The 13667-nt window shown below is 72.3% G+C and carries 8 protein-coding genes and 2 tRNA genes; 8 read left to right on the top strand and 2 right to left on the bottom strand.

Annotated features, from left to right (window positions below; all coding sequences use genetic code 11):
• Nucleotides 1-100 precede the first annotated feature (100 nt).
• The 3 genes from TPA0908_RS10880 to TPA0908_RS10870 all read left to right on the top strand — a co-directional run bounded on the left by TPA0908_RS10880 (nucleotide 101) and on the right by TPA0908_RS10870 (nucleotide 6244).
• Nucleotides 101-2947, top strand: a complete 2847-nt coding sequence (locus TPA0908_RS10880) for an RICIN domain-containing protein (RefSeq protein WP_281937097.1) — start codon at nucleotides 101-103, stop codon at nucleotides 2945-2947.
• A 20-nt stretch (nucleotides 2948-2967) separates the two neighbouring features.
• Complete coding sequence (locus tag TPA0908_RS10875) at nucleotides 2968-5064, top strand: ThuA domain-containing protein (protein ID WP_281937095.1); 2097 nt, start codon at nucleotides 2968-2970, stop codon at nucleotides 5062-5064.
• Nucleotides 5065-5236: 172 nt separating this feature from the next.
• Nucleotides 5237-6244, top strand: a complete 1008-nt coding sequence (locus tag TPA0908_RS10870) for a sugar phosphate isomerase/epimerase family protein (protein WP_281937093.1) — start codon at nucleotides 5237-5239, stop codon at nucleotides 6242-6244.
• Nucleotides 6245-6942: 698 nt separating this feature from the next.
• Here the strand turns inward: TPA0908_RS10870 and TPA0908_RS10865 are convergent.
• Complete coding sequence (locus TPA0908_RS10865; RefSeq protein WP_281937091.1) at nucleotides 6943-8127, bottom strand: ROK family transcriptional regulator; 1185 nt, start codon at nucleotides 8125-8127, stop codon at nucleotides 6943-6945.
• Between the two features lie 125 nt (nucleotides 8128-8252).
• Nucleotides 8253-8645 carry a hypothetical protein gene (locus tag TPA0908_RS10860; RefSeq protein WP_281937089.1) on the bottom strand — a complete coding sequence of 131 codons (393 nt, stop codon included), beginning with the start codon at nucleotides 8643-8645 and terminating at the stop codon, nucleotides 8253-8255.
• Nucleotides 8646-8841: 196 nt separating this feature from the next.
• On the opposite strand from TPA0908_RS10860, the gene TPA0908_RS10855 reads away from it, so the two are divergent.
• The 5 genes from TPA0908_RS10855 to TPA0908_RS10835 all read left to right on the top strand — a co-directional run bounded on the left by TPA0908_RS10855 (nucleotide 8842) and on the right by TPA0908_RS10835 (nucleotide 12954).
• A tRNA-Asn gene (locus tag TPA0908_RS10855) sits at nucleotides 8842-8914 on the top strand.
• A gap of 169 nt (nucleotides 8915-9083) precedes the next feature.
• Nucleotides 9084-11219 (top strand): MMPL family transporter, encoded by a 2136-nt coding sequence (locus TPA0908_RS10850; RefSeq protein WP_281937088.1) that lies wholly within the window; start codon nucleotides 9084-9086, stop codon nucleotides 11217-11219.
• Entirely contained in the window at nucleotides 11212-12444 is a 1233-nt protein-coding gene (locus TPA0908_RS10845) for an FAD-dependent oxidoreductase (RefSeq protein ID WP_281937087.1), read from the top strand. Before TPA0908_RS10850 ends, TPA0908_RS10845 begins: the two co-directional genes overlap by 8 nt.
• 115 nt (nucleotides 12445-12559) lie before the next feature.
• Nucleotides 12560-12636, top strand: a tRNA-Ile gene (locus TPA0908_RS10840).
• A 69-nt stretch (nucleotides 12637-12705) separates the two neighbouring features.
• Complete coding sequence (locus TPA0908_RS10835; protein ID WP_281937086.1) at nucleotides 12706-12954, top strand: hypothetical protein; 249 nt, start codon at nucleotides 12706-12708, stop codon at nucleotides 12952-12954.
• The last annotated feature ends 713 nt before the right edge of the window (nucleotides 12955-13667 follow it).

Genomic DNA, 13667 nt, shown 5'->3' with positions numbered 1-13667 from the left:
AAGGTCCTAATGTCGTGGCCAGCACAACGCTCCCCCCTTTCGGCATCCGGCGCGACGCGCGCCCGGTCCTGGCTGCGCGCGTCAGGAAGGACAGCACGGCATGTCCAGCCACCCCCACCACCACCCCCACCCTCCGGCCCGACGACGGCTCGCCGCCGGCGCGGCGCTGCTGCTCGCGGTCACCGCCGGCACCGTCACGCTGGCCACGACGCCCGTCCCGGCGTCCGCCCACCCCATCTCGGCGAGCGACTTCCAGCAGGTCGAACTCGCCCGCGGCGTCGCCGAGACCGGCGAGCCGATCTCCCTCGCGGTGCTGCCCGACCGGTCGGTCCTGCACACCGCCCGCAACGGCACGCTGCGCCGCACCGACGCGGCCGGCGTCACCACCGCCATCGGCACGCTGCCGGTCTACACCCACGACGAGGAGGGGTTGCAGGGCGTCGGCGTCGACCCCGGCTTCACCACCAACCGGCACATCTACCTCTACTACGCGCCGCCGCTGTCCACCCCGGCCGGGGACGCGCCGGCCACCGGCACCGACTTCTCCGCCTGGCAGGGCGTCAACCGGCTCTCCCGGTTCACGCTCAACGCCGACTTCACGCTCAACCAGGCCAGCAAGGTCGACGTGCTCGACGTGCCGGCCGACCGCGGACTCTGCTGCCACGTCGGCGGCGACATCGACTTCGACGCCGCCGGCAACCTCTACCTCTCCACCGGTGACGACACCAACCCGTTCGACTCCGCCGGCTACGCCCCGATCGACGAGCGGACCAACCGCAACCCCGGATACGACGCGCAACGCAGCGCCGGCAACACCAACGACCTGCGCGGCAAGATCCTCCGCATCAAGGTCAACGCCAACGGCACGTACTCGATCCCGAGCGGCAACCTCTTCGCGCCCGGCACCGCGAAGACCCGCCCGGAGATCTACGCCATGGGCTTCCGCAACCCGTTCCGGATGAGCGTCGACAAGGCCACCGGCGTCGTCTACGTCGGCGACTACGGGCCGGACGCCGGCACCACCTCGGCGCGCGGCCCGTCCGGGCAGGTCGAGTTCGACCGGGTCACCGGGCCGGGCAACTACGGCTGGCCGTACTGCACCGGCACCAACACGGCCGCCGAGACGTATGCCGAGTGGGACTTCGCCACCGGCACCGCCGGCGCGAAGTTCAACTGCACCGGCGGCCCGACCAACAACTCGTTCCGCAACACCGGCCTGACCACGCTGCCGGCCGCCAAGCCGGCCTGGATCCGCTACGCCGGTGACGCCGGCAGCCCGCCCGAGTTCGGCGGCGGCTCCGAGTCGCCGATGGGCGGCCCGGTCTACCGGTACGACGCGGCGAACCCGTCCACCACCAAGTTCCCGCAGTCCTTCGACGGGCAGTTCTTCGCCACCGAGTTCGGCCGCGGCTGGATCAAGCCGATCCACGTCAACGCGGACGGCTCACCCGGCACCATCGACGCGTTCCCGTGGACCGGCAAGCAGGTGATGGACTCCGCGTTCGGCCCGGACGGCGCCTACTACGTGCTCGACTACGGCACCGGCTACTTCAACGGGGACGCCAACTCGGCGTTGTACCGCTTCGACTACCTGGGCGGCGGCAACCGCGCCCCGGTGGCCCGCGCCGCCGCCGACAAGACCTCCGGCACCGCGCCGCTGACCGTGGCGTTCTCCTCGGCCGGCTCGTCCGACCCGGAGAGCGGCGCGCTGACGTACGCCTGGGCGTTCGGTGACGGCGGCACCTCCACGGCGGCCAACCCGTCGCACACCTACGCGGCGAACGGCCGCTACACCGCCACGCTGACCGTCCGCGACCCGCAGGGCGCCACCGGCACCGCCAGCGTCACGATCACCGTCGGCAACACCGCGCCGACCGTGGTCATCGAGACGCCCGGCAACGGCAAGTTGTTCGCCTTCGGCGACACGGTGCCGTTCCGGATCACCGTCACCGACCCGGAGGACGGCACGATCGACTGCACCAAGGTCAAGATGACCTACGTGCTCGGGCACGACCAGCACGGCCACCAGATCACCTCGGCCACCGGCTGCACCGGCACGATCGCCATCCCGGTCGACGGCGAGCACGACGACGCGGCGAACATCTTCGCCATCTTCGACGCCGAGTACACCGACGCCGGCGGCCTCACCACGCACACCCAGCACACGCTCCAGCCCCGGCACCGGCAGGCCGAGCACTTCAAGACCTCGTCCGGGATCAACACGTTCGACAAGGGCACCGCCGAGGGCGGCAAGACCGTCGGCGACATCAACAACGGCGACTGGATCGCGTTCCAGCCGTACCTGCTCGCCGACGCCACCGGCTTCACCGCCCGGGTCTCCTCGGCCGGCGCGGGCGGCACGCTCCAGGTGCGGGCCGGCTCCGCCACCGGCACCGTGCTCGGCTCGGCCACCGTCCCGGTCACCGGCGCCTGGGACTCGTTCACCACGGTCACCGGCACGATCACCAACCCGCCGGCCGGCACCACCACGCTCTACCTCACGTTCGCCGGCGGCACCGGAGCGCTCTACGACCTGGACGCGTTCACGATCACCACGTCGAGCGTGCGCACCGGCCCGGTGAAGGGCCTGGCCGGCAAGTGCCTGGACGTGCGCAACGCGGCCACCGCCGACGGCACCCAGATCCAGATCTACACCTGCAACGGCACGGCCGCGCAGTCCTGGACCGTCACGCCGAACTCGACGGTCAAGGCGTACGGCAAGTGCCTGGACGTCTCCGGCGGCGGCAGCGCCGACGGCACGAAGATCCAGCTCTACACGTGCAACGGCAGCGGCGCGCAGAACTGGTCGGCGCAGGCCGACGGCACCGTCCGCAACCCGCAGTCCGGCAAGTGCCTGGACGTGTCCGGCAACAACTCGGCCGACAGCACGCCGGTGCACCTGTGGACCTGCACCGGGGCCGCCAACCAGAAGTGGACGCTGCCGTGAGGATGGCAAGGAGAACACCGATGAGACTCCTCCGTACCGCGCTGGTGGCGGTGACCGCCGTCGCCGCCACCGTCGCCGGCACCCCGGCGAGCGCCGCCGACGCCCCGTACGACGTGCTGGTCTTCTCCAAGACCGCCGGCTTCCGGCACGACTCCATCGCGGTCGGCACGCAGACCGTCCGTGACCTGGGCGCGGCGAACAACTTCACCGTCACCGCGACCGAGGACGCCACCCAGTTCACCACCGCCAACCTGGCCCGCTTCGAGGCGGTGATCTTCCTCAACACCACCGGGGACGTGCTCAACGCGACCCAGCAGGCCGCGTTCGAGGCGTACATCGGCGGTGGCGGCGGGTACGTCGGCGTGCACTCCGCCGCCGACACCGAGTACGACTGGCCGTTCTACGGCAACCTGGTCGGCGCCTGGTTCGCGTCCCACCCGGCGATCCAGCCGGCCACGGTCAAGGTGGAGGACCGGGCGCACGCCGCCACCGCGCACCTGCCGCAGCGGTGGAACCGCACCGACGAGTGGTACGACTATCGCACCAACGCACGCTCCACCGCGCACGTGCTGGCCAGCCTCGACGAGTCCACGTACAGCGGCGGCTCGATGGGCGGCGACCACCCGCACGCCTGGTGCAAGACGTACAGCGGCGGCCGGTCGTTCTACACCGGCGGCGGGCACACCCAGGCGTCGTACGCCGAGCCCGCGTTCCGCGCGCACCTGCTCGGCGGCATCCGCTACGCCGCCGGCCGCACGAAGGCCGACTGCCGACCGGAGACCGGCTACACCGCGCTCTACGACGGCGGCACCACCGGCTGGTCGCAGGCCGGGCCGGGCAGCTTCACCAACAGCGACGCCACGCTGACCTCGGTCGGCGGCATGGGCCTCTACTGGTACAGCGCGAAGCAGTTCACCAACTACTCGCTCAAGCTGGACTGGCGGCTGGCCGGCGACGACAACTCCGGGGTGTTCGTCGGCTTCCCACCGTCGAGCGACCCGAACTCGGCGGTGAACAACGGCTACGAGGTGCAGATCGACCCCACCGACTCGGCGGACAAGACCACCGGCGCGATCTACGGCTTCAAGTCCGCCGACCTGGCCGCCCGGGACGCGGCGCTGAACCCGGCGGGGGAGTGGAACACCTACGAGATCCTGGTCGAGGGCGAGCGGTTGCAGGTCTTCCTCAACGGCGTGCGCGTCAACGACTTCACCAACACCGACCCGGTCCGGTCGCTCGCCGGGCACATCGGCATCCAGAACCACGGCACCGGCGACGACGCGTCGTTCCGCAACATCCGGATCAAGGAACTGGGCGGCACCCCGCCGCCGGGCGGCACCACCACCGTCCAGGCCGAGGCGTTCAGCTCGGCCAGCGGCGTCAGCGCGTTCGCCAAGGCCGGCGCCAACGGCGGGCAGACCCTGGGGTACGTCGACCCGGGCGACTGGGCCGCGTACCAGAACCTGGACCTGACCGGCGTGACGTCGCTGCGGGCCCGGGTGGTCTCCGGCGGGCCCGGCGGCACCATCGGAGTGCGCACCGGCTCGCCGACCGGCACGCTGCTCGGCCAGGTGGCGGTGCCGAACACCGGGAGCTGGACCACGTTCGCCGACGTCACCACCGCGCTGAGCGGCGTGCCGTCGGGAACCCAGACGGTGTACCTGACGTTCACCGGCAGCGGGTCCGGGCTGTTCGACGTGGACGACTTCACGCTGGTGCGGGGCGGCGGCACGGCCGGGACCGGCCCGGTGAAGGGCCTGGCCGGCAAGTGCCTGGACGTGCGCAACGCGGCCACCGCCGACGGCACCCAGATCCAGCTATACACCTGCAACGGGTCCACGGCCCAGACGTGGACGGTGACCCCGAACGGGCCGGTGAAGGCGTTGGGCAAGTGCCTGGACGTCTCGGGCGGCGGCAGCGCCGACGGCACGAAGATCCAGCTCTACACGTGCAACGGCAGCGGCGCGCAGAACTGGTCGGCGCAGGCCGACGGCACGGTCCGCAACCCGCAGTCCGGCAAGTGCCTGGACGTGTCCGGCAACAACTCGGCCGACGGCACGCCGGTGCACCTGTGGACCTGCACCGGGGCCGCCAACCAGCGCTGGACCCTGCCGTGAGGTAGGCCATAGAGTGGGGACGGCGACCGCGAGGTGGCCGGTGACCCGTCGGGAGGCGCAACCCGTCGGGCGCAGACGCTCACGCGTCCACCGGTGCCGGCCGTCGCCGTCCCCCGGTCGCCCTCGCCCCGGCCCGCAACGGAATCCCCCATCACGACAGGGGAGAACGACAATGGCGCGACCCATCACGCTCTTCACCGGCCAGTGGGCCGACCTTCCGTTCGACGAGGTCTGCCGGCTCGCCGCCGAGTGGGGCTACGACGGCCTGGAGATCGCCTGCTGGGGTGACCACTTCGAGGTCGACAAGGCGCTCGCCGACGACTCGTACGTCGAGCGGAAGCGGGACACGCTCGCCAAGCACAACCTCCAGGTGTTCACCATCTCCAACCACCTGGTCGGGCAGGCGGTCTGCGACCACCCGATCGACGAGCGGCACCAGGACATCCTGCCGGCCCGGATCTGGGGCGACGGTGAGCCGGAAGGGGTGCGCCGCCGCGCCGCCGAGGAGATGAAGGACACCGCGCGGGCCGCGGCGAAGCTCGGCGTACGCACCGTGGTCGGCTTCACCGGGTCGTCCATCTGGCACACGCTGGCGATGTTCCCGCCGGTGCCGCCCGCCATGATCGAGCGCGGCTACCAGGACTTCGCCGACCGGTGGAACCCGATCCTGGACGTCTTCGACGAGGTGGGCGTGCGCTTCGCGCACGAGGTGCACCCCAGCGAGATCGCGTACGACTACTGGACCACGAAGCGCACGCTGGAGGCGATCGGGCACCGGCCGGCGTTCGGGCTCAACTGGGACCCGTCGCACTTCGTCTGGCAGGAGCTGGACCCGGTGAACTTCATCTTCGACTTCGCCGACCGGATCTACCACGTGGACTGCAAGGACGCGAAGGTCCGCACCGGCGACGGCCGGCGTGGCCGGCTCGCCTCCCACCTGCCCTGGGCCGACCTGCGGCGCGGCTGGGACTTCGTCTCCACCGGCCACGGTGACGTCCCGTGGGAGGACTGCTTCCGGGCGTTGAACGCGATCGGCTACGACGGCCCGATCTCGATCGAGTGGGAGGACGCCGGCATGGACCGCCTGGTCGGCGCGCCGGAGGCGCTCCAGTTCGTCCGCCGCCTCGCCTTCGACGCCCCGTCCGCCGCCTTCGACGCCGCCTTCAGCAGCCGCGACTGACACCCCCGGCCCGGCCGACGTGCCCCCTCCGGCACGTCGGCCGCGGCAGCCCTGGCGCGACCCCGGGGCATTCCTCGCGGCGCCTACAACCTTGATGGCACAGACGAGTCGCCAACCGCCGCGCCTCTCCCGCCCGCCGCCCCGGCCCCACTCGCCCGCCGGCCCGGCCCCACTCGCCCGCCGCCCCGGCCCACTCGCCCGCCGCCCCGGCCCCACTCGCCCGGCGGTTGCCGTGACTCCACTCGTCCGGTGGTTGTCGCGGCCCGGCTGGGCCCGCCGCAGGCCGCCCTGGTCTCGCTGGTCCGGCCGCTGCCGTTGCCCTGGCCTGCCCTGTCGTCGTGGTTCCATTGATCCGGACGGCTGTGTCAACCCGGCGGGCCGCCTCGCTGCCGGCCGGACACCCACCCCGGCGGGGTGACGGCGTGGGTGGAACGGTATGGATGTCTGATGGCCTGCGTGGCATTCCTTGGCGTCCCACCGCCGGTCCCGTGAGGCGGTCCGGCTGGACGCGCCGCCCGTGACCCACCTGCGCCATCAAGTTTGTAGGACGCGAGAGGCAAACGAGCGGCGTCGCACCACTGTTCGCGCCAGCGGGCCGACGCAGGGGACAGGCTGCCGCAACGAGCCGCTGGTCAGGTTCGGAGCTGAGGTAGTGGCTGCGACCAGCGCGGGCGGGGCAGACGCGGTGGCGTTCGGGGTCAGCGGGTGGTGAAGACCTGGTCGCTGATGAGGCGGGCGGCGCCGATCAGGGCGGCGCGGTCGTCGAGGTCGGACAGGACGATCGGCATGCTGCCGGTGGCCAGCGGCGTGGAGCGCCGGTAGACCACGCCCCGGATCTCGGCGAGCAGGACCGGCCCGATGCCGGGCGCCGCGCCGCCGATGATGACGATGGCCGGGTTGACGAAGCTGACCAGCCCGACCAGCACCTGCCCGAGCCGGCGGGCGGCGTCCCGGACCAGCGTCTGCGCCGCCGGATCGCCCTCGGTCGCCGCCGCGGCCACGTCCGCCACCGTCAGCGCGCCGGCCGCCGCGAGCCGCTCCGCCAGCACCGTCGAGCGCCCGGCCCGTGCGGCCGTCACCGCCTCCCGGACCAGGGCGGCGTCCCCGCAGTACGCCTCGACGCAGCCGGTGTTGCCGCAGCCGCAGAGCGGCCCGTCCTCGGCCAGCTGGAGGTGCCCGATGTCGCCGGCGCCGCTCGTCGCGCCCCGGTGGAGCGAACCGCCGAGCACCAGCCCGCAGCCGATCGCGTCGCCGAGCTTGACGTACAGGAAGTCGTCGAACGGGCGGCCGGTGCCGGCGTGCGACTCGCCGAGCGCCATCGCGTTCGCGTCGTTGTCGACGTGCACCGGACAGCCCAGCTCGGCGGCGAGCGTGTCGCGTACCGGGAACCGGTGCCAGCCGGGCAGCGCGGGCGGGGAGACGGGCGTGCCGTCGCTGACCGCCACCGGCGCGGGCAGCGCCACCCCGACGCCGGTCAGCCGGGTCAGCCCGGCCTCGGCCCGCAGCTTGCCGAGCAGCTCGACCGCCCGGCCGACCACCACCTCGGGGCCGAGTCGCACGTCGACGGGCTCGTCGATCCGGGTGAGCGGGTTCAGCTCGCCGTCGGTGAGCGCGACCCGCAGCCGGCCGTCGCCGACGAGCACCGCGCCGAAGCGCACCTGCGCGCCGACCCGCAGCAACGACGAGCGGCGACCACCCCGGGACGCGGCCGGCCCCGCGGTCTCCACCAGGCCCTGCGCGGCCAGCCGGTCCGCCTCGGCGGCGAATCGTGCCCGGGGCAGGCCGAGGACGTCGACCAGCTCGACCCGGGACCGGGGGCCGTCGTCGCGCAGCAGTCGCAGCAGCCGCGCCTGATCCGCGGTCTCCGGTCCGACCATCGTCATGTGATCGTCCACCTCCCCACCGGAGAATGTGCCACACCGGCGTCACGGCGGCGTGACGTGCGGGGGGAGGACACACGGGAGCGGGCCGGTCACCCGAGGGTGAGCCGGCCCGCTGTCCGTCTGTGTCAGAGGGTGCTGCTCGTGCCGTTGGGCTTGGTGCTCGTGCCGGTCGTGGTCGAACCGGTCACGCCGGTCGACCCCGTACCGCTGGTGCCGGCCTTGCTGCCCACCGCGGCCGGCGTGCCGGCGAACGGCTTGTCGGCGTCGCTCAGCCCCGGCTTGCTGCCGTTGCCGGTCGAGATCTTCTCACCGATCTTGGTCTGGCCGAGCTTGTCCTTGCCCTCGGAGTAGAGCCGGGTCGCCTGAGCCTGCGCGACGCCGGCCGCCTCCTGGACGGTCGGGTGGTCGAGCACCTTACGCCCGCGGACCACCAGCTCCTCGTACTTCTCGCGGCCGGCACGGGCGCCCAGGACGAACCCCGCTGCCAGCCCGCCAAGAAACATGATCTTTCCGCGCATGGCGGCTCCTTCCGTCCCTGAACTCTGTTGGTGGCTAACTACCCATCCTGCTCGCCGCTCATGCCTGCCTGTGCCGAGATGACGATTTATCCCGATTCTGCGCCGCCGGCAAACCCCCTGGCGCGCCACCCCCCGATGTCCTGTATTCTTTTCCCGTCGCACGGCGCGGGGAAGATCCGAGCCGGGCGGTGCACGGTCCCCTGTAGCTCAATTGGCAGAGCAGCCGGCTGTTAACCGGCAGGTTATTGGTTCGAGTCCAATCGGGGGAGCTTCGCTCCACCTCACGCCCGTCGGCCACGCCGACGGGCGTTTCTCATTGCCGGGTCCGCTACGGCCGCCCGGTTTCCGCCCGCGAACGCCGTTTCGGACGGCAGGATGGTCGAGGTCGACTTAGACTCCCGCTGCGTCGATTGTTGCGTCGATTCGAGGGTGGTGGAGATGGCCGCAGGACGCAGCCGCTGGACCGCGACGCTGATCGCGGTGGCGGTGGTGCTCGGCTGGCTGATCGTCGGCGGCGTCGCCGGCCCGTACGCCGGCAAGCTCGGCGACGTCGCCACCAACGACAACGCGTCCTTCCTCCCGGCCGACGCCGAGGCCACCCGCGCCCAGGACCTCGCCGCCGGCTTCGTCGACCGGGAGACCACCCCGGCCCTGGTCGTCTACGAGCGCACCAGCGGCATCACCGCCGCCGACCAGCAGCGCATCCAGGCCGACGTGGCCCGCTTCGCCCAGGTGCCCGGCGTGGTCGGCCCGCTGCCACCGCCGGTCGTCAGCCAGGACAAGCAGGCCGCCCAGGTGATAGTCCCGATCGACAGCGCCGAGGGCGAACAAATCCGCAGCGTGGTCGACCAGCTGCGGGCCATCACCGGCCCGGACCGCGACGGGCTCAGCGTCGACGTGGCCGGCCCGGCCGGCCTGCTCGGCGACCTGATCGAGGTGTTCTCCGCCATCGACGGGCCACTGCTGCTGGTCACCCTGGTCGTGGTGCTGATCATCCTGCTGATCGTCTACCGCAGCCCGGTGCTCTGGGTCTTCCCGCTGCTGGCCGCCGGGATGTCGTACTCGCTGGCCGCCGTCGTCGTCTACCAGCTCGCCAAGCACGACGTGGTGAAGCTCAACGGGCAGGCGCAGGGCATCCTCACCGTGCTCGTCTTCGGCGCCGGCACCGACTACGCGCTGCTGCTCATCGCCCGCTACCGGGAGGAACTGCACCGGCACGAACGCCCCTGGGACGCGATGAAGGCCGCCTGGAAGGGCGCCGCCCCGGCCATCATCGCCTCCGGCGCCACCGTCATCGTCAGCCTGCTCTGCCTGCTGCTGTCCAGCCTCAACTCCAACCGGGCGCTCGGCCCGGTCAGCGCCGTCGGCATCGCCGCCACGCTGCTGGTGATGCTGACGTTCCTGCCCGCCCTGCTGGTGCTCGGCGGCCGGTGGGCGTTCTGGCCCCGGCGACCCCGGCACGACGACGCCGACCCGCGTACCGAGCACGGCCTGTGGGGGCGGATCGCCGGCTTCGTGGCGCGCCGCGCGCGTACCGTCTGGATCGTCACCGCCGTGGTGCTGGCGGCCCTCGCGATCGGGGTGACCCAGCTCGGCGCCACCACGCTCGGCCAGTCCCAGCTCTTCACCCAGCGCACCGACTCGGTGGCCGGCCAGGAGGTCATCGACAGGCACTTCCCGGCCGGCACCGGCAGCCCGGCCACCATCTTCACCGAGCAGGCCGCCGCGCAGCGGGTCGCCCAGGTGGCCCAGGGCGTCAAGGGCGTCGCCTCGGTGCTGCCGCTCGGCCAGCAGGGCCAGAACGCGCCGCCCGACCCGAACGCCCCGCCCAAGGTGGTCGACGGCCGGGTGCAGCTCAACGTCACGCTCGCCGACCCACCCGACAGCAACGGCGCCGAACAGACCATCCGGGACCTGCGCGAGGCCGTGCACGCGGTGCCCGGGGCGGACGCCGTGGTCGGCGGCTTCACCGCCATCAACGTGGACACCGCCGACGCGTCCGTCCGGGACCGCAACGTGATCATCCCGGTGGTGCTGCTGGTCATCGCGATCATCCTGGCGCTGCTGCTGCGCGCCCTGGTCGCCCCGCTGCTGCTGATCGCCACCGTGGTGCTGTCGTTCCTGGCCACGCTCGGCCTCTGCGCGCTGCTGTTCCGACACGTCTTCGACTTCCCCGGCGTCGACCAGTCCTTCCCGCTGTTCGCCTTCGTGTTCCTGGTCGCGCTCGGCATCGACTACAACATCTTCCTGATGAGCCGCGTCCGCGAGGAGTCGGTACGACGCGGCACCCGCGCCGGGGTGCTGGCCGGCCTGGCGGTCACCGGTGGCGTCATCACCTCCGCCGGCATCGTGCTCGCCGCCACGTTCTCCGCGCTCGCCGTGCTGCCGCTCGTCGTGCTGGTGGAGTTGGGCGTGGCGGTCGCCGTCGGGGTGCTGCTCGACACCATCGTGGTCCGCTCGCTGCTGGTGCCCGCGCTCGCGTACGACATCGGGCCGAAGGTGTGGTGGCCCAGCCGCCTGTCCCGGTCGCACCGCGACGGCGACCGGGCCGGCGCGGGAGTGGACCGTGCCTGACACCGACGTGGTGATCGTCGGCGGCGGCCTGGCCGGCCTCGCCGCCGCCCGCAGGCTGCACCGCGCCGGGGTGTCGTGGCGGCTGCTGGAGGTCGGCGACCGGCTCGGTGGCCGGGTCGCCACCGACGAGGTCGACGGATTCCTGCTGGACCGCGGCTTCCAGGTGCTCAACACCGCCTACCCCCGGCTCGGCGCGCTGCTCGACCTCGACACGCTCGACCTGGGCTGGTTCACCTCCGGCGTGCTGGTACGCCGCGGCGACCGGCTGGCCCGGCTGGTCAACCCGCTGCGCGAGCCCACCGGCGCGCCCGGCGCGCTGACCGCCGGCGTCGGGTCGCTGCGCGACCGGCTGCGCCTGGCCGCGCTCGCCGCCGGCTGCGCCACCCTGCCCGTCGGGCGGCTGCTCGCCGCCACGGAGACCAGCACCGAGACGGCGCTACGCCGGGCCGGGCTCTCCGACGCGATCATCGAGGAACTGATCCGACCGTTCCTGGCCGGCGTGCTGCTCGACCGTGAGCTGGCCACCTCCAGCCACGTGCTCGCGGTCATCCTGCGCTCGTTCGCCCGGGGCCGGATCGGCCTGCCCGCGCGGGGGATGGGCGCGCTGCCCCGAGCCGTCGCCGCGCCGCTGCCCGCCGAGCAGCTCGCCCTGCGCACGCCGGTCACCGGAGTCGCGCCCGGCCGGGTCCGCACCGAGACCGGCGAGATCACCTGCCGCGCCGTCGTGGTCGCCGCCGACCCGCAGGCGGCGGCCACGCTGCTGCCGGCCGTCGAGCGGGTACGCATGCACGCGTACACCACCTACTACCACCGCACCGACACGCCGCCGCTGGACGAGCCGATCCTGCTGCTCGACGGCGACCGGCGGGAACTGGTCGTCAACACGGTGGTGATCAGCAACGCCGCCCCCACGTACGCGCCGGCCGGCCAGCACCTGGTGGCCACGTCGGTGGTCGGCCCGCAGGCCCCGCCCGAGCCGGTGATCCGCCGTGAGCTGGACCGCCTCTACGGCCGGTCCACCGCCGACTGGACCCACCTCACCACCGTCTCGGTGCCCGACGCGCTGCCGGCCGCCCCGCCGCCGCAGGGCCGGCTGCGCAAGCCGGTGGCGCTCGGCGACGGCCTGTTCGTGGCCGGCGACCACCGCGACAGCCCGTCCATCCAGGGCGCGTTGGCCAGTGGCTGGCGCACCGCCGGCGCGGTGCTCGACGAGTTGCGGGGTTGATCCGGGGCTCGGCTGCGCGCTGTTATCCTCACGTTGCTCGTCGTGGGCATGGCGGCGGCGTACGCCGTCGTGGCCGGTGACCGATCGGCGGGTTACGATCCGACGCGCGCGTGACGGGGCGGTAGCTCAGCCGGTTAGAGCAGGGGACTCATAATCCCTCGGTCGCGGGTTCGAACCCCGCCCGCCCCACCAGCGCAAACACTAGATCGTCGATCTTCGCGTGGTGCTACTCGTGGTGCGAGCGCGCTACGGTCGGCCCCCATGGCGACGGCGAACGGGCGCGGGAAGCGCCAGCGCGGCGAGATCGAGGAACTGCCCAGCGGCTCACTGAGGGTGAAGGTCTACGCGGGCATCGACCCCATCACGAAGAAGCGGCACTACCTGACTGAGACGATTCCGCCCGGTGCGACGGCCCGGAAGGGAAGCCGAGAAGGCGCGTACGCGGTTTATCGCCCAGGTGGACGAGCGGCGCAACCCACGGACGCGCGCGACGGTCGACCAGCTGCTTGACCGGTGGCTTGAAGTGTTCGACGTCGAGGCGTCGACCCGGCAGGGGTACGTCAAGAAGGTGAACAAGCACGTACGGCCGTTGCTCGGCAAGCTGCCGGTCGGTCGGCTGGACGCCGAGACGCTGGAGTCGTTCTATGCGGTGCTGCGGAAGTGCCGGGACCACTGTGGAGGTGCCTGGAAGGCCATCGAGCACCGGAAGGCAGGGCCCCACGACTGCACCGACAAGTGCCGGCCGCACGAGTGCAAGCCGCTTGCCCCTGCCTCGATTCGGCAGATTCACTGGATCCTGTCCGGTGCGCTGAGCCGGGCCGTTCGGTGGCGCTGGATCGCGGTCAACCCGGCAGATCAAGCGGAGAAGCCCGGGATGCCACAGCCCAACCCGCACCCACCAACGGCACCGGAATACTCGGCTTCGTTTCGCCACCAAGGTATCGAGCACGGAAACAGATTGAAAATTGCTGCCGTACTTCGCCACTTGCCGTTCGGCCGTTTGACCACGCTCATCGGTCTGCCGCCTCATCAAGGCGGCCCGCAAGCGGGCCGCGCCGCCCGCGCTCGGCCTGCTGGCGGCGCAAGCGCCGGCATCGGCCGGCGCGCCGGCCGATTGCAGACTGCGCCAAGTGCCCGGAACCGATGCCTCCGGCGGGGATCTTCGACAGAGATGGGGCGGCGGAGATGGCTTGAGGTAGAGGGGCGGTACGTGACAGACGAGG

Origin of the sequence: Micromonospora sp. AKA38, assembly GCF_027925725.1 — a bacterium.
GTDB lineage: Bacteria > Actinomycetota > Actinomycetes > Mycobacteriales > Micromonosporaceae > Micromonospora.
The sequence above is the reverse complement of the archived record's forward strand: the minus strand, read 5'-3'. Positions and strand labels throughout refer to the sequence as shown.